Annotated in this window: 17 protein-coding genes and 5 pseudogenes; 9 read left to right on the forward strand and 13 right to left on the reverse strand. The window is 62.4% G+C overall.

The annotated features are described in order from the left end of the window. Positions 1-736: 736 nt before the first annotated feature. Positions 737-821: pseudogene (locus tag BM004_RS42585) on the forward strand (transposase); the annotation flags it as partial. Between the two features lie 1,254 nt (positions 822-2,075). Here BM004_RS42585 and BM004_RS39225 read toward each other — a convergent pair. From BM004_RS39225 to BM004_RS39250, 6 genes are all read right to left on the reverse strand, one after another. Beyond that, the gene (locus BM004_RS39225) at positions 2,076-2,816 is read right to left on the reverse strand and encodes a trypsin-like peptidase domain-containing protein (RefSeq protein WP_093222128.1); all 741 of its coding nucleotides are present in this window, start codon (positions 2,814-2,816) and stop codon (positions 2,076-2,078) included. 31 nt (positions 2,817-2,847) lie between these two features. Then, positions 2,848-3,972, reverse strand: a complete 1,125-nt coding sequence (locus BM004_RS39230) for a sensor histidine kinase (protein WP_093222130.1) — start codon at positions 3,970-3,972, stop codon at positions 2,848-2,850. A gap of 16 nt (positions 3,973-3,988) precedes the next feature. Next, a complete protein-coding gene (locus tag BM004_RS39235) occupies positions 3,989-4,252 on the reverse strand; it encodes a hypothetical protein (RefSeq protein WP_093222133.1) in 264 nt (87 codons plus the stop codon). 41 nt (positions 4,253-4,293) lie between these two features. Further along, positions 4,294-4,485, reverse strand: coding sequence for a response regulator (locus BM004_RS39240; RefSeq protein ID WP_093222136.1), 192 nt, complete (start codon positions 4,483-4,485; stop codon positions 4,294-4,296). Then, entirely contained in the window at positions 4,470-5,018 is a 549-nt protein-coding gene (locus tag BM004_RS39245; RefSeq protein WP_256220293.1) for a sensor histidine kinase, read from the reverse strand. The genes BM004_RS39240 and BM004_RS39245 overlap by 16 nt, the downstream gene beginning before the upstream one ends. A gap of 66 nt (positions 5,019-5,084) precedes the next feature. Then, positions 5,085-7,307, reverse strand: coding sequence for a putative bifunctional diguanylate cyclase/phosphodiesterase (locus BM004_RS39250; RefSeq protein WP_093222138.1), 2,223 nt, complete (start codon positions 7,305-7,307; stop codon positions 5,085-5,087). 1,404 nt (positions 7,308-8,711) lie between these two features. Here BM004_RS39250 and BM004_RS42290 point away from each other — a divergent pair. Continuing rightward, positions 8,712-8,831: pseudogene (locus tag BM004_RS42290) on the forward strand (arsenical resistance protein ArsH); the annotation flags it as partial. 265 nt (positions 8,832-9,096) lie between these two features. Here BM004_RS42290 and BM004_RS39255 read toward each other — a convergent pair. The 5 genes from BM004_RS39255 to BM004_RS39275 form a co-directional block, all read right to left on the reverse strand. Further along, complete coding sequence (locus tag BM004_RS39255; RefSeq protein WP_093222186.1) at positions 9,097-9,804, reverse strand: VIT1/CCC1 transporter family protein; 708 nt, start codon at positions 9,802-9,804, stop codon at positions 9,097-9,099. 362 nt (positions 9,805-10,166) lie between these two features. Further along, entirely contained in the window at positions 10,167-10,934 is a 768-nt protein-coding gene (locus BM004_RS39260; RefSeq protein ID WP_093222140.1) for a sensor histidine kinase, read from the reverse strand. 289 nt (positions 10,935-11,223) lie between these two features. Next, positions 11,224-11,631, reverse strand: coding sequence for an Hsp20/alpha crystallin family protein (locus BM004_RS39265; protein WP_093222143.1), 408 nt, complete (start codon positions 11,629-11,631; stop codon positions 11,224-11,226). A gap of 23 nt (positions 11,632-11,654) precedes the next feature. Further along, positions 11,655-12,092, reverse strand: coding sequence for an Hsp20/alpha crystallin family protein (locus BM004_RS39270; RefSeq protein WP_093222145.1), 438 nt, complete (start codon positions 12,090-12,092; stop codon positions 11,655-11,657). Between the two features lie 116 nt (positions 12,093-12,208). Next, positions 12,209-12,544: a hypothetical protein gene (locus BM004_RS39275; protein ID WP_256220294.1), complete on the reverse strand. Its 336-nt coding sequence runs from the start codon at positions 12,542-12,544 to the stop codon at positions 12,209-12,211. A gap of 892 nt (positions 12,545-13,436) precedes the next feature. Between BM004_RS39275 and BM004_RS41135 the strand changes: the two genes are divergently transcribed. Beyond that, on the forward strand, positions 13,437-13,826 hold the full coding sequence (locus tag BM004_RS41135; protein WP_143072663.1) for a hypothetical protein: 390 nt from the start codon (positions 13,437-13,439) through the stop codon (positions 13,824-13,826). A 981-nt stretch (positions 13,827-14,807) separates the two neighbouring features. Here BM004_RS41135 and BM004_RS39285 read toward each other — a convergent pair. Then, positions 14,808-15,362 carry a hypothetical protein gene (locus BM004_RS39285; protein ID WP_093222151.1) on the reverse strand — a complete coding sequence of 185 codons (555 nt, stop codon included), beginning with the start codon at positions 15,360-15,362 and terminating at the stop codon, positions 14,808-14,810. Positions 15,363-16,003: 641 nt separating this feature from the next. Between BM004_RS39285 and BM004_RS39290 the strand changes: the two genes are divergently transcribed. Next, a complete protein-coding gene (locus BM004_RS39290) occupies positions 16,004-16,708 on the forward strand; it encodes an alpha/beta hydrolase (protein WP_256220295.1) in 705 nt (234 codons plus the stop codon). A gap of 253 nt (positions 16,709-16,961) precedes the next feature. Here the strand turns inward: BM004_RS39290 and cheY are convergent, their stop codons facing one another. Then, entirely contained in the window at positions 16,962-17,360 is a 399-nt protein-coding gene (gene cheY / locus BM004_RS39295; RefSeq protein ID WP_093222158.1) for a chemotaxis response regulator CheY, read from the reverse strand. Positions 17,361-17,573: 213 nt separating this feature from the next. On the opposite strand from cheY, the gene BM004_RS39300 reads away from it, so the two are divergent. The 5 genes and pseudogenes from BM004_RS39300 to BM004_RS39320 all read left to right on the forward strand — a co-directional run bounded on the left by BM004_RS39300 (position 17,574) and on the right by BM004_RS39320 (position 21,756). Next, positions 17,574-17,765: a hypothetical protein gene (locus BM004_RS39300; RefSeq protein WP_093222161.1), complete on the forward strand. Its 192-nt coding sequence runs from the start codon at positions 17,574-17,576 to the stop codon at positions 17,763-17,765. Between the two features lie 140 nt (positions 17,766-17,905). Next, positions 17,906-18,291 (forward strand): annotated as a pseudogene (locus BM004_RS39305) (YkvA family protein). A 198-nt stretch (positions 18,292-18,489) separates the two neighbouring features. Beyond that, positions 18,490-18,860, forward strand: a pseudogene (locus BM004_RS42590) (hypothetical protein). 111 nt (positions 18,861-18,971) lie between these two features. Further along, positions 18,972-19,163 (forward strand): annotated as a pseudogene (locus BM004_RS42300) (IS630 family transposase); the annotation flags it as partial. Positions 19,164-20,241: 1,078 nt separating this feature from the next. Continuing rightward, on the forward strand, positions 20,242-21,756 hold the full coding sequence (locus BM004_RS39320; protein ID WP_256220297.1) for a recombinase family protein: 1,515 nt from the start codon (positions 20,242-20,244) through the stop codon (positions 21,754-21,756). The last annotated feature ends 212 nt before the right edge of the window (positions 21,757-21,968 follow it).

Below are 21,968 nucleotides of genomic sequence, written 5' to 3' on the forward strand. Positions count from 1 at the left end.
AACGGCTTCAGAAATTGCTGCCTGACGCACCATGTGAAAACCAACCTCTCGCCCCAGAGGGTGGCTCGCTTGGCGGGGGAGTATTTCAGCAGCCTGATAGGCGTGAAGCACGAGAACGGGACTTCAGGGGCCGAAGCCTGAGCGCGAGACTAGGAGCATTAAGTTGGTGACACCAAAGCTATCTTTGTGTCCGGCTGCCGTCGCCTGCCGCATGCGCCCAGGGGGCACGACGAACGGATTACCGTACTGGGTGCCACCTCATTCTTGTTTCCCACAGGCGGCCCGCAAAGCGTGCACCGGCTCTGACGCCTGTGGCACGCACCGCCCATCGACGCAACACCGCTGGAGGCCGGCGACGACGTGCCCTTCCGGTTCAAAGAGGCGGAGCCGGGACCGCGGGTTGCCTACCTCGTGCGACTCGGACTATTCACATCCGGCGGCCGGTGCGGTCTAGGAGGCCGAACAACGCTTCCAGCGCGAACTCGACGGCAACTTGGCCATGACGTGGTTGCGTGCGTACCAGAGCGCGAGCGAGTCGGGCGAAAGCGATTCAACCATGGACAAGATCGTGCTGGCCAAGCGCTGGATCAAGGCCTTCGATGCGGCGAGGACGGCGGGCTTCCGTGATCTCGTGACACGGACGGAGCCTATTTTGCAATGCGTGCCGTGTGAGGGTGGCTATTTAACCCCGCGTCGATTCCTCCGTGCGCGCGAGCGGACGCACAAGGTAGTTGTCGAGGCTGCCTGCCTTGCCCATGCGCGGCGCAAGTTCGTCGAGCTGCACACGACCAACAAGAGCCAAGCCGCAGAGGCGCTGCACGCTTGGACGTCGGACAAATTGCCGCAAGCGTCGGCTATGCAGGCCAAGGCGGACGCTCGACATGACCCCAGAACTGTACGCGACCGCCGCAGAAACGGCAGCCTTGTGGCGTAAGAGGCGCACGTACGATCGTGATCGGGCGCGGACGGGCGACATGATTACGGTGAACCTAGCCTCGTTCGTGCAGATGGCGCCTCGATCACCGCGGCGTGCATCAAATCGGGCCGTGGCATCGGATTCTCGGCTCCGGCCCGACGATGAAGGTGCCTCGGTAGCAGACGTTCAGCGCAAAGACAGTCTGCTCATCGGAATACTTACCTCTATTCGAGGCATGCTCGCGGCCCTTAGAGAATCAAGATGACTTTGCCGCGCGCTTACGTGCATCGACTGGGCTGGAGGAGGCATCCGGCTTCGCGGCAAGATGCAGAAGGCGCGCCCATGAAAAAGCCCGCACGAGGCGGGCTTTGAGAATGTGGTCGTGAACTCTTACGCGGTCCACGCTACGGCAAATTCTTTTGCATGAAGTCATTTTTGTTTTCTTCGTCGTAGTGACTTCGACGCGCTGGTATCGGGTTCAGCTTGCCCCGAAGGACAGCGCTCAGAACCATTGAGCGTGGCTGGAGTGTACTCGATCGCGAGCGACGCTCGAGTCGCGCCAGCCCGGGCGGAGCGCGTGCAGCGCGGTCACCGCAGCGAGGCCTTGCGCCGCCGCCGACTGCGATCATGAGCCCGGGTGTGTTCTACGGCGACGAGACCACGGTCCGGGTACCGAACGAGCCTGGGCGCAAGGCACAGACGAATGGCACTTGCCCACCAGTGCGGCTGTTCGCCTATGCGTCGGGACGCAGTGCCGCGCACGCCGAGACATTGCATGCCGGCCGCCCTGCTGCCAGCCGTGGTTGTTGACGCCGAGCTCCGCAGCGGCTTCCGACATGGTCAACCGCTGCCCATCCTCGTGAGCTGAACGGTACGCGCGGATGTCGTTCTCTCTGCGCACGGAGCTCACGCGATACGCGGTCCACGTCTTCGCCTGCCCCGGGTGAAGGCCCATGCGATTGAGGGTCGCGGCGATGTGCTCGTCGGGCCAGCCCACCGAGGTCGGGCATCGTTGGAGAGCACTTCACATCGTGGCACTCGGACGCCATTTGCCGCACGCACAAGGAGCATTCCGCGGACAGATCAGGACGGCAAGTCCCTTCCATTCAGCAAGACTCGCGCGGAATTGCCGGGTTTTGAGCTGCTGCCTCTGAACCGGTCAACTCCTTCCAAGGATCGGATTGGCCGTCAGCGTGAGAAGGATGGTGGCATACCAGGCCGCGTTGAGCCCAAGCAATTCGTCGAGATTGACGTCGCGAGTTCCCATATCGATGCGAGACGAATGAATGCCGAGCAGCTCCCAGGGGAGTGTCGCGCCTGTACCCGGAGCGCGCATGACAACGGGCGCGCCGCTGGTTCCGCGATGTGTGCGCGCGTCGGTCAAGAAAAGGCCTTGCCCTTGAAAACGGATGCCAAAAGCCGATGCGACGGCGGCCTGCCGGACCACGGGCAAGTGATACATCGTGTCATGGAATCCCAGCGGGAAACCGACGATCAGAAGGCTCGCGCCGACCTCGACTTCGTCCGGTGCCACCTGCAGATGTTCTTCCGAAAAGCAGCACAGCTGCACCCCCGCAGGAAGCAGGGTGCGATCAATCTCGATCGCCGCCACATCGATTTCACCGCCGGAGTCTGCGCCCTGTCTCCACTGACTTTTGCCTTCTTCATAAAGCCATACCGACACGTGGTGCGACAGCGTGAGGTTCAACGGATCGACATGCACTTCGATCTCGATGCGGTTCGGGCGGTGCTCGCTTGCATCGTCATGCAGCACGTGGCGGCTCGTGACGAGAAAGAGCCGTTCCGCTCGCTGGAAGAAGAAGCCGCTGGCCCCGGTCAGCAGTCGCTCGCCGTCGAAGGTCGTGACCCGCGCGGTGGTCATGAGCAAGGATTCGGTCATTCGGATTCCAGTGGCCGGGCAGCCTGCGTGCTCAGGTGCGGGGCAGATGTACGCTGAAGGCGGTGCCCTCTTCGCGTGAAGACGTGACGGTGATGGTGCCACCATGGCCCGTGACGATCTCGCGTGCGATGAACAGGCCCAGTCCCAGGCTCGTCGCGGGCCGCTCATGCGGTTCGGATTCCTTGCTGACCACCTGCACCAGCGGATTGAAAATGACCTGCATGGCATCGGGCGGTATCGGAACGCCACGGTTCGTCACCACGATCAACACTTGCGTCGGCTCGTCAGCGACGCTCAGGATGACCGGGAATTGAGTATCCCCATGGTGCACGGCGTTGGTCAGAAGATTGGTCAGCACCTGGCGCATGCGTGCCGCATCGAAGCTCAAGTCGATCTGTGGGGGGATGCTTGCTCGCAGCAATCGATGGGGGTAGGCGGTGGACACCTCGTCGAACGCCTCCTGGCACAGCGCACCCAGATCACCCTTGTGAGGCACCACCTCGATGCCGCGCCCGAGCCGCGTGCGCGTGTACTCAAGCAGATCGGTGATCATGGCGCTGATCGAGGTGACGCTTTGTCGCGCGATGCGCAAGATGCGCTCCTTCGGGCGTGCGTCGCCGTCCTTCTGAATCAGATGCAGGCACGTACTGAGCGCGCCGAGCGGATTGCGCAAATCGTGCCCGAGCACCGCCAGGAAGGTGTCTCTCGAATTCGAAACGAGTTCGGAGTATGAGGCCATCGCCTCGGCCAGACTCTGGTCAATGCCCTCATTGAACCGCACGACGTCTTCCAGCATCACCGAATCGACTTCGCCAGCCACCTTCATCCACAGGCGCAGAACGGAAGCGCGCAAGGCGCGGTACTCCGCGCCGAGTTGTGTCAGATCGAAGCCGACGCGCTGCCGCAGGCCGCCATGCGTCGCCGCGAAAGTCGACCTGTCGCGCGGCAGGGCCAGGCCCCTGGACTTGGCTTCGCGCTCGTCCTCGGTCTGCACGGAATCCATCTCTCGGGCAATGGCAAGCAGTATCTCGCCCGCGTGATCGCGCAGTTCGACGACGGACATGGTCTCCGCCGGGGGGATCATCGTTCTTGCAAAATCCTCCCATTCGACAAGGATCGCTTCAGTGTTTTCCTTGATGAACTGGCTCAGACGCATCGTCGGAGTATGCGCGTCAATAGTCGATGCGCTGGTTCTGCTCGGCATAGGTGAAGCTCACCACGTCGTCCAGGTCGAAGAACGTGCTGACGTGGGTGCTCGTGTCGGCCAAGGCACTGGACGATCCTGTGACGCAGCCCACATCCTCTTCCGAAGGGCGTTTGAAGATGCCCTTCAGGATCACACCGTTGTACAGCGTGACCGCCACGGCCTCGAGGTGCACATCACGGCTGTTCCTGGTGAGCGAGGCGATGGCCGCCTTGACCGCAAGTTTGGACATGTTTTCTCCGGGCAAAGCGGAACAGTGTGACAGGCATCAGACTACAGCCTGTTTGCGCCGGTGCGATCGTGACGCCAACTGGTCAAGATTGCGCTGGCACGGACACCCCAACGGATCGGCCACGCCTCGGCGCCGTTGGCGACCGTGACCGTCTCATGGCCCAGGCCCTGCAGCGTTTCGCCCAGCGCGTCGCGAAAGGCGTCGTCGTCGTCGACGATCAGGGGATGCACCATAGAAGCTTCAGTTCGAAGCGGGTGCTCGGTGCCGGCGGCCGATGATGCAGCTTGCCGCCATGCGCCAGCGCCAGGCCCAGCCCGGTGCCGTCGGCGCGGCCGGTGGCGAAGGGCTCGAACAGGCAGGCCTGCAGCGACTCGGGCACGCCGGGGCCGTCGTCGTCCACGCGGATCGCCAGCGTGCGCGCATCGGGCTGCAATGCGCAGAGCACCACGTGGCCGCCGCGCGGCGCATGGCGCACCGCGTTGTCGAGCGGGTTGTCCAGCGCGCGCGCCAGGTGCATCGGGTCGAACACGGCGCTGGCGGGCGTGTCGTGCCGCAGGGTGACCTGCACGCCCGCGACGGCGGCCACGCGCTCGTCGAGCCAGCGGTGCAGCACCACCTCCCGCGGCGCCAGCGTGACGGGCTGTACCAGCGCCAGCAGGCTCTGCATCAGCCCGTCGAGCCGGTCGATCTGCCCGACGATGGCCTGCAGGGCCTGGCCCTCCCGCTTGGGCGCGGCAGCCAGCGCGTTCTCGGCCTTCAGCCGCATGGTGGCGATGCTAAGCAAACTCCGGGTGCGCCCATTGACCACGAGCACCGTCGACCCTACGGCGCCTTATGGTCCTGTGACAAGCCCTTGCACGACCTGGCGCGTTGCTACCTTTCCGAGGGAGGGTCGATCGAGCGTGTCTCTCCTCCATCGGTCGAAGTCCTCAGGCGCCATGGGACGCGCGATGAAGTAGCCCTGGATGGCGTCGCAATCGCAACTCGCCGCCAGATCGAACTGCGCCTGCGTCTCCACCCCCTCGGCAACCACCAGAAGCTTGAGCGCGTGCGCGAGCTGAACGATGGACCGGAACACGGCGGCGTCACCTTCGCTCTCGCCGGCGTTGACGATGAAGCTGCGGTCCAGCTTCAAGGAGGTGAGGGGCATTCGAGGCAGTTGGGAGAGCGTGGAATAGCCCACGCCAAAGTCGTCCATTGCCACCTTGAAGCCGTGCTGGCGCGCTCGCTCCAGCGCGGCCACTGCGTTGCCGTCAGCGAACACGCCCTCGGTCACTTCGATGCAGAAGCGCTCGGCCGGCAGCCCTCGCTTTACGAGGAGCGCCAGAAGGTCCTCGACCACGTCGCCGGCGGCGAACTGCGCGGGCGACACGTTCAGGTTGATCACCGGCCATTGGCCGGGTGAGGCTTGCTCCCATGCCGCGGCCTGATCGACCGCCAGACCGAGCAGCTTTCGGCCCAGCGCAGCGATCAAGCCCTTGCGTTCCGCCAGGGGAATGAACCGGTCGGGCGGTATGGCGCCAAGCCGCGGATGACGCCACCGCGCGAGCGACTCGACAGCCACGAGTCGGCGGTTGGCCACACCCACCACGGGCTGGAAGGAAAGCCAGAGCTCATCGTCGTTGATCAAGGCCTGATGCAGGTCTTGCTCAAGCTCCACCTCCTGCTTGCGCACGTCGTGCATGGCTCTTTCGAAGGTCACGGCTTGGTTGCCGCCCCGCGCCTTGGCGACATACATGGCTTGGTCGGCGGCTTGCGCCAGGTTGGCGCCATGGGTCTCTTTCGTGTGCGCGGTGCCGACGCTCGCCGCCAGGCGAAAGCTGCGTCCGCGCACCGCGTAGGGTCGCGCAAGTGCCTGCATGACCGCATCGCCCAGCTGGGCGGCCGCTTCGGCTGTCAAATCTGCGCAATAGATAGCGAATTCATCGCCGCCGATGCGGCCCACCACGTGGCCGTCGGCGACGCTTCGCAGGCGCGTCGCGACTTCGACCAGAACGTGATCGCCTTCTGCGGCGCCGAAGGCTTCGTTGATTGCCCGAAAGCCGTCCAGGTCGATGAGCAATTCGCTGGCGGACGACGCCGTGGCGGGCCTCTTGTTTCGGCGCAAGTGCATCATCTTGTTGCGCGTGAGCAGCCCGGTGAGGGCATCTCGATCGGCGGCTCGCTGCGTGAGGCGCTCGGCAATGCCTCGCAAGCGATCCACGCCGTCGGCGCGCACAGTGCTGATGGTGACGACCACCCAGATCAACGCGATGATGAACGCGCTTTGATAAATCAGCAGCACGCCGTCCGGCGGTAATTGCATGCCAGGGTAGTCCAGCCGTCGAGCCATGAGCCAGACCCCCAGTGCCAGTATCAATGCCGTGCTGCCCAGCAGGCGGCGCGCAAGGCGGCCCGGTTCCGACCTTGCGGTGAGGGAGCGCATGAAGGATCGGCGCGAGGTTGCCAGCAGGAGCGCCAGCGCGAGCGATGTGATGCCCGCCATCGTGAAGGGTGCCATCGCTCCCTTGAAGATGAGCAGGCCGCCGAGGTTACCGGCGAAGGCGACGAAGAGCATCGCCAGCGAGGCGGTGGCCAGCAACTGCGACGCCAGCCAATAGCGCATGCGTCGCGCGATGTCTCCGAGGCACAACAGCAACAAGGTCAACGCCACGTTCAGCGGCATCGAGATGACTCTGCCGGTGGCTTTCTGCTGGGAGTCGAGCGTGCCGGAAAAGGGTGTCAGTGCGCTGAACAGGTGGTCGCCGGTCAGGGGAACAAGCAGGCGGACTGCAATGAGGCACAGCGCAGCCACCACCGCGACGCGTGCGACCGCGCGGGGAAGTCCGCTGGATCGTCCGGGCAACAGCGCGACCGAGAGGATCAGCAGGCAAAGCGCCGAGTAGGGGTGCGTGGGAGGCAGGTCAGGCACGGGGCGCCACATGCCTGGCGCATTCAACGCGTAACCGAGCAACACCCACAGGGCAATGCTGCCGCTGAGAGCGGCGCCTGCCATACGCGCCGCGCGCGGCACGCGCCATGGCGCGGCAATTCTGGTGAGCGAAGCGAAGTGCATCGGCGCGAGCGTTCCGCAATCGCCGGCGAAAGCCGATCCGCATCGAAGACACCTTTGGCTCACTGTAAGGCGGATTTGTCTTACTTCGGAATCGACAACTGTTGTTTTACGTAGACATCATCGCCCCGTACCGAGAGAAGCCAAGAGCTTCGGCAGCGCTCACGCGAGACGTTCTCGGATAAGGCGCGACTTCGGCATCGACTGCCGGTGAATGATTCCTATGGAAGCGTCCTGTGTCAGTCGGATTCTCGACCTTATGTACATCCCGGTCTGACTTGCGTCGGATCGACACCCCTTATGGGTCGTCTTTGAGGGAGGTCCGACCTCCGAATGAGACCGGAATACAGGCGGTCTTGGCGGCCTTGAGGAACTCGTTCGAAAGTTGTCGGCATTCACTAGCGTCTGCAGTTGACGCGTGCAATACAGGAAGACTGACGAGAGAGTTCGAACGGCGTGTTTTCCTATTGACGGGGCGCGTCGAACCCGATGTAGTGGTCCCCTGCAAGTCCTCCTGGGTGTTCACGGGCCGCAGGCAAGTTTCGCCGGCATTCTGACTAAAGCTCCTTTACTTAAACGCATGTCGAAAATTCCTTCTGAAGCCCATGTTGCAGTCGACTCATTCCTTACACCTTTGACAGCGTCCATGCTGAGAGCGATGCTCACTCGCCCGTTGGGTTCGCAAGCGAAGGAGTTGGCCGCCATTCTCAATTGCGATGCTGAACGAGTTCGCCGAAAACTGCGAGCGGCCAAGGCGCTTCAGCTCGTGGATGTCGAGCCGGGCGACAGGTTGGGGCCGGCCGAGTGGTTCTTGCTTCCCGTTGGACGGGATGCACTGAGGGCGTACGATGAAGCGCTCAAGCCGGGGTCTGGTCGAGTGCCCCCCGTGCTTCCCAACGTGCCGAATAGCGTGTTCTCGCTGGGTGCTTTTTTGGTCCATCGGTCAGGCGGGCCTTCCGCACGGTGAAGCGCCGAGCGGTGATCGGGTGATGGCTGGTCACCGATGTATTTGAATCACAGCAGCATGATTCCGCGCCCAAATCAACTGGCGCGACGTGGAGTCTTGCTGTGTAGACAACTAGGTAGCGCGGCGAAGCGGTTGCAACGATGTGCTGGTACCGACGACCGGGCGGCACACGCCCAGCGTGTGTCGGCAATCCTCATCAAAAATGTTTGTCGAACTGTCGTCCTCGCCGACACGAAGACTCTAGGTGTCGTTGAATGACTTGAAGGCATCAAGGCCCGCTGTCATAAATGCCGGAGTGGAGTCCTCCCGGATATGTTTTCATGAAGGCGATTGAGCCCACCAAATTCGAAGAGCTGACGGCACTTTGGGTGGTGGAGTGGTCACGCGTGTCGGCGCAGCAGCAACGAGGAAGTACCCAAGCAGAGCGCATGTTCGTACCCGTGGGCTCGAGGCGCCCGACGCTGGGTAGGACGCTCGCAATGATGGAAGTATCAGGCGGCTCACAGTCGGTCAATGCAATCAACAAGCGGCGCTTGCTTGGCCGGTGGATGCGAGTGATCCCCGAAGTATGGCGCAGAGGGTTGAATAGGGAATTTCGATCCCGCTTCACACGAGAGCGACTGCGGCGGCAGTTGGCGTGCGTGCTTCCGCTGGAAGCGTAGATGGCGTTCAAGACCAACATCTCGCGCTCGCGGAGCATCGGGCGAAGTTGGATGAACTGATGCTCCGAACCAGGGCCTTTGCGCACGACCCCGACTTCAGGGTTCTCGACGGGAGTACGCGCTTTTTTGCGGGCTTGCTCATACGCTGTTCACGTGCATTGCTTCAACCAGATGTGCCGAACAGCGTGCCTATGGCGGCTGTGATTCCCATCGCGAGCGTGCCCCAGAAAGTCACGCGCCACACGCTTTTCACGACCGAGGTGTCGCCGATCCTCGCGGCGCACGCGCCAAGCAGAGCGAGGAACGCGATGGAGGTCGCCATCGTCCATGGCACCAGCGTTGCAGTTGGCGCCACCAGCACTACAAGGAGTGGAAGCGCCGCCCCCGCGGAGAAGCTGGCAGCCGACGCCGCAGCCGCCTGCAACGGTCGGGCGCTGAAGGCTTCGGTGATACCCAATTCGTCACGCGCGTGCGCGGCGAGCGCATCGTGGGCCATGAGTTGGGTGGCGACCTGAAGCGAGAGCGTGCGATCGAGCCCACGTCGCATGTAGATGGCCACCAGTTCGCGCCGCTCGCCATCCGGATCCGCATGAAGTTCCGCACGCTCGCGTTCGAGATCGGCCGCTTCGGTGTCAGCCTGTGAGTACACCGAGACGAACTCACCGGCGGCCATCGACATGGCACCTGCGGCCATGCCGGCAACGGCGGTCATCAGGATGCTGGTGTGGCTGGCCTGTGCTGCGGCAACTCCTGCGACCAAGCTGGCAGTCGAAATGATGCCGTCGTTCGCGCCCAGCACGGCGGCGCGCAGCGATCCGACGCGATGCGTGCGATGGTGTTCGGAGTGGGCACGTTGGTGAAAGGATTTCATGGGTAACGCCGCGACCATATGAAACGCCGGGAAGAAAGCAGCACCATGGCCGCTGCCTGCGCCAGCCACGATCGAGTGCGGCGAAGGGCGCAGGGCTCACTCTCCTTGGTGCGTTGCAACACGGCACGCTTGTCGGATCAACGTCTGGCACGTTACGGCAACGGACGGCCTGTTCCAACCGGGTGCCCGCTTACACCCGCATCACGAAAAGCAATCGTTGTGGTTCTGATCCGTCTGCTCATCTCAGAACAAGCGAGATGCAGCTTCCGAAATCGCGTGGCGCTGCAGGTCACGTTCATACGGCAGTGGAAAAGAAGTGCGGGCTCTGGCCGCGCCGATCGGCAGCCAGCAACTACCGACGATCAAACCATGTCAGTGCCGGGGCACAGCGGAAGGCGAACGCTGAACTCGCAGCCATGGCCTTTGCCGTCGCATCGAACTTCAATGAAGCCGCTATGGGCATGAACCAGGTCTCTGACCAGCGAAAGCCCAACCCCGAAACCGCCTTCCGATTGCTGCGGGTTCTCCTGTGTGAACAAATCGAAGATCACCGGCAGCAATGACGGCGCGATGCCATTCCCGATGTCTTCCACCTTGATGACCGGATGGTCGACCCCGGCAGTGCAGCGCAGCCAGATGGTCCCGCCCGCCGGCGTGTACTTGATGGCGTTGTGCAGAAGGTCGAAGACGATCTGGTGCATGCGCTGGCGGTCCGCCACGATGGAGATGGGAACGGGCGGCACCATCACCGAGGCGACGCGCTTCTTCTTGTCCGCTTCGGCCTGCACGACGCTGGCGATCTCCTGGATTTCCGCGCTCAGGTCGAAGCTCGTCTTGTTCATGCTCAGCTTGCCAGCCCGAAGCGCACGACGTCCGCGAGGTCCTTCATCATTCGTTCCAGCGACAAGGACCTGGTGGCTGACCGCGGCCACAGGCTTGGCCAGCTCATCGGTCACCAGTCCCTTCCTGGCCATGATTTGACCGGCGCCGCTCATGGGTCTGAGCGCATTGCGTACCCCGTGCACCAGCCGGCTGAGGAACGCAGCGCGGCCCTGGATCGTTTCGTAGGCGCGCTGCAGCCGGTTCTCGATGGTCTCGATCTGCGCTCTCAAATCGGTTCGGTCCGCCATGACCCGAGCAAGACGAACGCAATGTCGGGCGACTGCTGCCAGAGGAGGACCGCGGCCCTGGCTGTATCGACGGCGCTGTCAATGCCGTCCATCCGGTTGCGGGCATTGAATGAGATACCTCGTCTTTGGGAGTCGTCATGGGTTCATTAGCCCTGACGGACCGCTGTCGCCAGCAACAGGTGCGCCCCTGTCGCGATTCGCATCTCTCTTTTGCGCGGCGAAGGGACTGTCGGCTTTCATCCGGTCGGCCGATCCCGAGTTGAGTGGGCAGCCGAAGCTGCCCATTTCTCTACGCGACGTGTATATCGATTCGCCGCGGCTGGGCATGCGCGGTTTTGGGAATTTTCAGTTTAAGCACGCCCTGCGTCAGTTCGGCCGCCACGTTCTGGGTGTCCAGCTCCTTGCTCAGCGTGAAGACACGTCGGAAGCGGCCAAGGCCGACCTCGGTGTGGCTCGACTTGAGGCTGTCTGGTACCGAAAGATCGGATTCCGCCTCAATCGTCAGTGTGGCCGCCTCAACGTGCAAATTCAGCTTGTCCCGGGTCACGCCGGGCAGATCGGCAAAGAGCGTGATGCCGTTGGCGTCTTCGATCACGTCCACGGCCGGCGTCAGCGCTGCCTCGCTGTACGGAGAACGCTCGTTTTGCGAAGGTGCCGCCGACTCCATCGCTTGCGCTTGCCTGATGCTGTTGCTCATGATGAATGAGTCCTTCCTTGAAATCAATTGATAGCGATCCGGCGCGGCTGCGCCGACGCACGGCGCCTGACGGTGATGTGCAATACCCCGTCACGCAGCTTCGCGTCCACCGCGTCGGGGTCTGCATCCTCGGGCAGTGTCATCACTCGGCGGAATGTGCCCTCGAAACGCTCGTTGATGTGCACGGCCGTTTTGTCACCTGCTTCCGGCAGTGCGCTCTTTCGCTCCCCTGAGATGGTCAGCAGGCCACGCTCCACATTCACCTCGAGGGTGGATGCGTCAACGCCTGGTGCAAACGCGTAAATCTCGAGAGCTTCCGGTGTGCTTCCGACATTCAATGCTGGGAAGCCGTTGCGGGCAAAGCCGCGGATGGTGGGCGATAGATCGAAGGCCTGCTGCACGTCGCGCTGCAGGCGATCCATCTCCGCGAACAGGTCGCGAGGAAACAATGATCGATACATGGCGAAAACCTCCGTGAAAGTTGAACGGAGCGCGGGTGCATTGCCCGCGCTTCCGAGAAACGATCTAAATGCTGCAATCGGATTTTCAAGACCCGATGCGTCTTCAAATCGGTTCTTCAGTGCGGCCGGGCCGGCTCCCTCGGCGTCGAGGATGCGTTCGCATGGCGGCCGACGATGGCCGTCTTGATCTTCGGCATCCGGAAGCGCCAGCGCGGTGGGCGTGACTCTGGAAAGTCGAATTTTGCGAGCTCATCGCGCCCCTTCTGAGTCACGGCCAGCACCTGGGCTGCAGGATGGGAGCCTGACAAGGTGAGCGGGTCAGAGGGCGATGGAACCAGCGCTACGACAAGCCCAGCAGCTCGTAGCACCCTGACACCGTCGATGTCCTCGTTGCGGTAGAAAGACACGGGCAGTCGAGAGCCCGCGATTTGCCTGAGCAAGTTCATGGTCATTTCAGTACCTCCTTTTCGGTCGACCAGTTCCGACAGCGAAGAATTTAGGCGTTGCTTCGGGAGATTTCAAGAGGGAGAAATCAGCAACCGATTCTCGCAGTCCCTCGAGAGACGAGCCCGGCCGTTCGGGCCGGGGTGAGATCTACAGCAAGCTTGCGGGTTTCGCCGCGGACGCAAAATCTAAGAGCTCTTCCGCATCGCGCATGTCGGACGTTTCTGATTTTCAATCGTGCCTCCGCAGCACGCGTGAGGGTTTGCCGCGGCTCCGAAAAGAAACGGCCGTGCGCCTTTCTCACACTTGTGGCATGGGTTCGCTGCAAATGCGACAGCCATCAAACAACGCCACGACTCCGGAGAAGCCAACCTTCGGGCTTGATGTCGTGAATTTCTGCCGAATGAGGTCGTGATTCGGGCGTGTTCCGGTGCAACGTGGCGTTGATGACCAATGCGGCGCGGAGCAATTCCACCAGAACGATTGCGTCCGAATCGGTCACAGTGAAGGGCCGGGCGGACTGCTCGATTCTCGAGGTATCTGAGCGGCATGTGCGGCGGGGCCTTTCGCTCAGCGGCGAACAATACTGGAGGCACGGTATGCCGACTCGCCGATTGGCCGGGAGGATCGCGCTGCCGTCGCTCTCGGAGCCGACTTCACCAGGACGGAATTCGAAATCACTGGCCGAGGCTGTGTGCAGCCGATGTACTGTCGGCGGCGTGAGCCCATATATGACCTTGCGCCCGATCAAAACCAGACATTGCATACCGGCCGGAGCTAGCTACCCTGCTCCATTTGTGGCCATCCAGGCTGGCTGGTCGTCGAGAATACGAAATGACTTCCCCAAATTCTGACCTCCTCACCCAGGGCGAACTCGCCGTTCTCCGTGTAGTTGCCCGCATGGACCTGATCCTCGGCGTCGCCATCGGCCAAACCTTGGGCCATCCCGCCAACGACGAAGTGGCGGCGCTGCGCAAGAGGGGCTACGTCCGGGAAATTTCCAGCCCCCGACATGACGGAACGCCCAGCCACCTCTATACGATCACGCCCGCGGGAAGTGAGGCGCTACGGGTGCAAGACGGGCATCGCGCTGTTGCGCCGGGTCCCACACTTGGACCTCGGCCGCCCCTGCACCGCGAAACATACACTGGTAGCGAGATGCGCCCCTTCACGGGGCGAGCAGGATCAATGGACGCGCTGAGGTATCCGAGCCGCGTCGGCAATGAACTTCGCTATCGTGACGATGACGGTGAGTCGCCCCGCAAGGATGCGCCGCCGCGCAAACCGTAAACGAGCCCAAGCGTCTTGTCAGGGTCGCAGCGGCGGGTCGGAGTGACATGAGAGGAGCGCCAGCCTTCCGTCGGAGAGCGACGGTCGACCAAGATCCGCGCCGAGGTGGAGTGCGGCCCCACTCGCAATGGCTGACGGGCGGTTCATTGCTGGTCGTCCAAGCAAGCGAAGGGGCGAACGTCTGAAAAATGATGCCTCGACCGGAGGCTCATCGCGCTTGACGGCGGCGCGGGAAGCTCTCGGAGACACAGTGGCATCGCTTCACGCCGGATCTTCGTCACCACCGAAGCATCCCATGCTGGGCGGGGCAGATACCCCACGGATTTCCACGACCCGACAGCCGCCATCTGGGTAGTCGAAGTTCTCGCGGGTGTGGCCGGGTACCCCAAAGGTCGGCTGGTGCGCTAAGCACCGGCATGGTTCGCGGCGGCCCACAGCAGTTAGCGCCGGTGCACTCGTAATCAATTGCACGCGAAACCTACTTCTGCGCGGCGGATGGGCTCGCGCGCTTACCTTGATGTCCCCGGGCGAGGAGGAAAGTGCAGCAGCAGGTCCTCCAGCAATTCCTGCACGTTCGTGCATGTCCAGGTCGTGCTGACGCAGGCACGGCCCTGGATGGGCGCGCCACCTCGCCAACAACGCCAGGTGGCCTGTACGCGCCCCGTGAGCGTGTCTCCCGTGAAGACCAGCGCATTGAGCGGCTCGCCCTGACCCCCCCACCGGAATCCTACGTGCGGGTGCGCTGCCAGCGTTTGCTCGTTGCCCCGGTCCACATAGCATTCCACTGCCTCGCCCAACGTCCTCTCGAGGTAAGCCTCGCAGTCCTGAAAGACTTCGTGCACCAGCTGGTCCAAGCGCAGCGTCATGCCCTCGATGTGCCAAGCCAAGTCAGTGGGCAGCGCGGGCGGACGACCGCTGCTGCGGCAAGGGTCTACCTCGAGGTCGCGTGTCGAAAGCTTGACTACTGTCATGGGCTGGCCGTTACGACGAGACTCGCTCCGAGGCGGAGTGCATCGAGGCCCCATCGCCGACCGCGCGCCTCGCTAACTCCTCGCGGCCAAGGGGCGTGATGCGAAGGACCAGCGCATGCTGAGGATTGTCAGGGTAGACGGGCGAGATGGGACCAATGGTCGCATCGAGTAAAGCGGCCGCCTTCAACAGGACGATGTTGCTCACCGCCGCCCCGTCTTCGACCCGCACCGGAAACGTGCCGCTTTCGAGGCGGCGCAGGTAGGCCAACGGTGTCAGCGACCGTCCATTGTCGAGCTGCGACGACCTGAGTAGATCCAGACTCATTCGAGCGAGCTCGGCCATGCCGTGTTCGGTGATGCGTGTGACCGTCGCACCGCTGCTCCCCCAGTAGCGATTTTTCGCGGCGCCCGACGAGGCGAGTTGCGCCTCGATCAAACCTGTCGCTTTGAGCAACGACACCACTTTCAACTCGTTCGCGTCAATCACGTCCACCGGTAAGCGCGTGCGCAAGAGCTGGAGCAGATATTCCAGTGGCCGCGACGCGTCGCCATACTTCTGCTGCATCACCGCACTACCCAGTGCCTTGCCATGAAGAGCGGGTCAACTCGCAGATGGTTTTGCATGAACTCCTCTCGCCTTGTTAGTAGTTTTTTTCATTCTTGCGAAAGCCCCGTTCCTGTGTGTAGGACGGGGACCACTGCTCGAAGCGGGACGCCGGCGCTGGCTGCCTCTGGGACGCAAGAAAGGTAAGCGACGCTGGGCGCCATGTCTGCGTGGATGACATGGGGCCGCAACGCCACGGCAGGCATCCTGCAGGCGAAGTCGCAGTTGAACTCGTCGCACGGCGCGTTGAAACGGATGTTGCAACTCTGAAACTGCCCACTTGGGACTGCCTGCGGGAGACACCGTGGCATGCTCGTCGCGCCCTTAGTCGAGCGCCACGGCACCTCACGTCGCCCGAGGAACTCATGCCCAGTTACCTGCGAGGAGTCACGCACATGCATGTTGGACGATCGGTTTGTTGGGTCGTGTCCGCCTTCGGCTGCACACTCATCCTTTGTATCGCAGCCTGTGGTGGGGGCGGCGGTGGCGGCGGCGGGGAAGGCGGGGGGATCGGCCCCATCGCCGCGCCGCCTGCCGCGGCAGCGCCCCCGCAACCTGCCGCGGCGTCTCCGGTTGTACAACCCGTCCCGGCGACGAGCCGCGTGGTCGCCGACTCGATCACCTCCGCCAACACAGGCGCGGTGTACACGCTGGAGATTTACCTGCCGGCATCCTACGGCGCGAGCACGACGGTATACCCGGTAATCTACGCGATGGATGGCGACGCCATCTTCAATCCGCCTGGTAGCCGCTTCGCGAACTTCCGAGCCATTCTCGAGGCGCACAACACGCAGGCAATCCTCGTGGGCGTCGGCGGCACATCACGCCGCGAGCGGGACTATTTGATGCCGGGTGCTCAGCCGTACCACGAGTTCCTCACGCAGGAACTCGTGCCACACATCGAAGGGAGCTTTCGCGCCGATGCAAGTACGCGCGTGCTCACAGGGCTCTCCCTCAGCGGGAGCATGACAGGCGTGGCTTTGTTCCTAGAGGGCGCCAGCGGCGCGCTGACCTTCACGCACTTCCTGTCATTTGAGGGGTCGTTCGATTCCCAGACCGACGAGAACAACGACTTGGAACAGAAGATGTACGACGCCCGGGGCACGCGGCCCTTGCCGGCCACCCTCATCCTCACGCGCTGCGACAACCCGCAGGAATGCAACTTCGGCAATGTCAACGACATGTACGAGCGACTGCGGTCGCGCGCCTACCCCGCCTTCGCGCTGACCCAGCGCACCTATCCCGACACGCACGTGGGCACCGACCTGCCGTCCTTCACCGATGCGATCGGGCAACTCTTTCCCTAGTCTGGTGTTGCGCCTGGCGAGGCGGCCAACCACACCTTGACCCAAGATTGATCCAGTGCACCAGGCGTCACGTGGTTAAAAACTACTCGGAGAAGCGTTCGCCTGATCGACGGCGGCTGCAGAGAGATCAGGGATATAACGATCGGAGCCGCCGTTGTCGACTGCGCTCACGCGGACTGACTCCGTGGCCTTCTCTGCGGTGGATGAACCACGCTGAGCGGCCCAGCAATTTACAGCGAATAGCTGGCCAGTATCAGATGGCGGCCCTGTTACACTTTTCGAAGATTCGGGTAATTTTTTCTTCGAGGATGGCGGCAGTAAACGGTTTCACCACGTAACCATTGGCCCCTGCCAACGCCGCAGCAACGATGTTTTCCTTCTTGGCCTCCGCGGTGACCATCAGCACGGGTAGCGTCGCCAGTTTGGGGTCGGCGCGGATCGTCTTTAACAGGGTGAGGCCGTCCATGTTGGGCATATTCCAGTCTGACACGACGATGGCGTAGTCGCCACTTTGCAGTTTCGCCAGCCCTCCCACACCGTCCTCGGCTTCGTCAACGTTCATGAATCCGAGCTCTTTCAGCAGGTTACGCACGATACGGCGCATCGTTGGGAAGTCGTCTACGACCAAAATTCGGAGGCTCTTGTCGATCATGTTTTTGCTGGTCAAGCTAGGAATTGCAAATAGGGCTCAGGGGCTTCTCGCCCGCACACAGTGAGCCATTGCATGGATTCTCGCCCCACCCAAGGAATTCGCCTCCGCGAAGCACCCTCCAGCCGATCAGCGAGATCAAGCTTCGCTGCTTGCGCGTCTTACGAGACGCGACGTCGGCGGGGCTGACTTCCTGGCCCATGCCAAGGCCGGCAGATGCACCGCATTCACCTTGTCCGCGCGCAGAAAAGCGACTCTGATGGCTCGAAGGCCTCGCTGGCGTCGATTTTTGCAGGCTTCGGCCATAGCGAGGAACTGGCGATCGATGCCTGTACGCATGAAGATCGCCTGCTGCTCCGCCTCGGAAAGCTGGCCCCGGCCGAGTACTTCCTCGGTCGGCGAACATGAGCCTCATTCAGTCGACCAAGCTCCACGGGCACGACCCGTATGCCTAACTGAGCGATGCGCGGGCACGTCTGCCGACGCACCCAGCGCGCGACATCGGTGTGCTGCTCCCGCAATAGTCATACGGGTCTGCATGCTGCGCCATGAGCATCAGCAGCACTTTGAAGGCATGGGCCAAACGACTGAAACGGGACGGACTGACGCTCTGGTTGCCGGTAAGCATCCCAAGACGCCTTGGCATGCAAAGGCATTAGGCATGTTGGTAGTGGCCTACGCGTTGAGTCCTATCGACCTTGTTCCTGATTTCATTCCGGTGCTGGGGTACCTTGACGATGTGCTGTTACTTCCCGGTCTGATCTGGTTAACCATCAAATTGCTGCCGCCGGATGTCTTGGTTGATTGCAGAGCCCAAGTCGACGATTGGATTGAGACCAGAGGGTCGAAGCCACGCAGCAGATTTGGGGCCGTTCTGATCGTCACCGTGTGGCTCCTAACGGCCGCTGCCATATGGTTTTGGGTGTCACACTGAAGTTAGAGCGCTGAGTTTCACGACCGGAAGCGCCGTGGTCGCGCTGCTTCTGGCTTGGCTCTCCCTACGGGCTGCTGTCGGCAACCGCACAGAAAGACCTCTACGCTTGGACGTGGTGCGTTGAACTCTAGGACGTGCGCCCGAAGGTGTGGGGACCGTTGCTGGCGCCCCTGACGAGCGAGCTGCCGCGTGCATGTGATGTTGCTATGGGGCGTGGGAAGGGACGGCGTTCACGTGCATGAGTTCATCTTCGATCGCGACCACCATGGAGCAACAGAGCCCGGAGGGGAGTTCCTCGATGACCTGACGCCCAAGGAGGATGTGACGTTGACCGAGCTCGTTGGCACGCGCACGACCCTCGACTCCCTCTGCGACTTCGGCGACAGCTGGCGACAGAAGATCAAGGCTGAGAAAATCGCTAAGCTGGAATCATCGATCGGGTATGCACAGCGCGTCGACGGCGAGAACGCATGCCCACCAAGGACCTGGGCGGGTCTCTGGGCCACGAGGAACTCCTCGAAGCGCTGGCCGATCCACAGCATCCCGAGCGCGCCGAGACGAAGGAGTAGGTCGGTCGACTCTTCAATCCTCGCGCTCTGGACATCGACGAGGTCAATACCCGACTAAGCGCCAGCGATTGAGGGCGTCAATTACGGCCACCGTCGGACCATCAGCTGTCGTGCAATCCGATGTTTGCGGAGAAGAAGCGCGACAAGGTCGGCCTCTACATGGATCCACCCTTGATGACGATGGTGCGTGTGCGTGGACAAGAAAAGCCAGATCCAGGCGCTGGGGTCGCACGCAACCCGCTGCCGGATGCCCGTGGCATCCCCGAGCGGCGTGCCTATGCCTATGAGCGCCACGGCATGACGCTGCGGAGCAGCGCGAGCGCGTCTTCGGAAGCACCGAAGCGCCCGGTTAGCTGCGCGGGCGCATCGGGTCCCGTGGCAGCGAAGCGGCACAACTCCCAAACTTCGGGAGTGTGCGGTGGGGGCTCTCCTCCCAACAGTACCGGGAACGCATCCGCCAGCAGTGAGGGCAGATTTGTGGGGAGCAGTCTTGCGACGCCGGGCTGTTGTTCCTCACCACCAAGGCGCCTCGTCGTCCCGGGCGGCGAGATACGGGAAGAGGTCGGAAGTGAATGAGTCGTGGCTGTCGATCGAGGGGGGGCGCGCATCAGGGTCCGCAAGTCCCTGACCCTTCAGCTTTTCGCGCTTCTCCTACATACCAAGTGGTTTGCAGCGTCTGAGGTCCGGCTTTGCAGAGCCAAGGAAGCGCGCAAATGCAACGCTTCAGTCTTGACTCGAGCATGCGTGTAACCATTGGCGGCGCGTTCTACCCGACGCCACTCCATGCTGCCTTTTTGCCTACACCCAGCTCGCACTGGATGGTGACTCGGCCCTGCTCGTGAAAACACACGGCAGCGAGACAGCCGAGCAGTTGATGGCGGCGGTTCGAACGGCGCCGTATGCTATAGCGCAGCGCTACTGCACCACGATGCGCGAAAAGGACAGTGCTCGGTGGAGGCAGCGGTAACGCTACCGCGCTGCTTCGACAGCCACTGACCCACCGGACTCCAACGATGCGGCACCAACTGCGCGACGAGTCGCACCGTGTGTGTGGGCGAGCGCAGCGGGACTTATGCATTTCATCATCAAATTGATGTGGAACGGGCTTGGCGGGATGGGGACCTGTGCACCACGCCATGCGCCGAAGCCGTCGTGCACCGCACTCCTGATGCGTTTGGCTCGGGTTGTTGCCCATGGTCGTAAGCTTCGCGGTGGACGCGCCTCTCGGTTCAGGTGGTCAATCAACGTCGTGGTACGTTGCCACCGTTACTGGCGGGGGCGTTCATCGCATTGCTCGCCTTGAAATTCGAGAGCGTTGGACCTATTCTGTTCGTGGAAGCTTCTCTGCGCCATGTCCGCTCCAGTTTGCGTTGCCCGGTACATGCGCATGTCCGCGGAGCATCAGCGCTATTCGATTGAGAACCAAGCAGCGGCTATCGAAGCGTATGCGATGCGTCATGCCATGCACATCACACGAACCTACATGGACGAGGGGCGCAGCGGGCTGGATGCGATCGGCCGGGCTCAGTTCCGCAAACTGGTCGCAGATGTCGTTGCGGGCGATGTGGACTTCGGCGCCATTCTGGTGCTCGACGTCAGCCGCTGGGGCCGCTTTCAGAACAGCGATGAGAGTGCGTACTACGAATACCTTTGCACCCGCGCCGGCGTGCCGGTGATCTATTGTGCCGAGGGCTTCGACAACGATGGCAGCCCGTTTTCAGTCTTGCTAAAGAATCTCAGGCGAGCGATGGATGGCGAGTACAGCAGGGTGCTCTCTGCCAAGGTGTCCATCGGGCAAATGCGACTCGCACGACTAGGTTATTTCCAAGGAGGTACGCCAGGCTACGGCTTGCGACGACGGCTGGTCGGGCCAGAAGGTGAGGACAGGGGGTTGCTGATGCGAGGCGAGCGCAAGCGCCTTCAGTCCGATCGGGTGGTCCTTGTGCCCGGTCCTGACGCTGAAGTCAGTGTGCTGCGCAGGATTTTCATGGAGTACGTCAATGGCCGGTCGCACCTCGAGATTGCGAAGGGCCTGGACGCTGATGCGATCCCATCGGAATCGGGAAGGTCCTGGACGCGCGGCATGATTCGAGGGATTGTTTCGAACGAACGCTACCTCGGGACCTTGAGCTACAACCGGCGAAGCGCCAAGCTTAAGCGCCCGCAGGTGCTGAATGGACACAGCGATTGGGTTGTCACCAAGGGACGTTTCGCTCCGCTGATCGAGCCCGGACTTTTTGTGCGGGCGCAAGGTGCGCTGGCACGACGCGCGGGTTGGAGTGATGCCATGCTGCTGCAAGCGTTGCGTGACGTCTTCGCGCGGCACGGCCGCGTGTCCGCTGCGCTCTTGCGCTCGGATTCGGAAATGCCTTGCGCACGCACCTACTTGGATCGCTTCGGTAGCCTTCCTGAGGCGTGCCTCCAAGCAGGCCTGAGCCTTGACCGCGACTATGGCTACATCGAGGGCATCCGTCAGCATCGCGCACTGGCGAGGCAACTGGCCATCGACCTCTCCCAATGCCTGCAGTCGATGGGCATGCACGTGTCAGCGAGCGGAAGCACAAGCCTCCAGGTCGCAGGTTTGCGCGTTCGCATGAGCGCGCTCAGATGCAATGTCGATGCGCGCGGCCAACAACGCTGGCGCCTTGGACCAGGAGCGACTCGCGACGTCGACCTCAGCGTCTATGCACGCATCGCGTCGAACAGCCCAGCGCCATTCGATTTCATCGTCCTGCCCGCCGAATCGTTTTCGAAACTGCCGGCTTCTTGCGCGCGGTCGGCGGGTCGAAAGTTTGACGAATTTCAAGTCCAGCAAATGGAACAGGTCGCACTGCGTATCGTGGCACTAGGCTCATGGGGCCGCGCGAATGTCTTGTCGCCGGTCAAAAGCCGTTAGGGCGGCCGCCGAGTCTGCGCCGCCCCTCTGCGTTCTGCGACGTCGGAGGCGGAACGCTTGAAGACCACTCGCTTGTGAGGTCCGTGACTGCTGGCTATGCCGGCAGCCCTTAGAAGCTCGAAAAACAGGCTCGTGCTGGAGGCTTCAGCGGAGCCTTCGGCTGTCAGCTAGAACCGGCTGTTGACGATGCCCCTGCGAAAAAGCCAGCGGGG

Source organism: Variovorax sp. OK212, from assembly GCF_900112425.1.
GTDB lineage: Bacteria > Pseudomonadota > Gammaproteobacteria > Burkholderiales > Burkholderiaceae_C > Variovorax.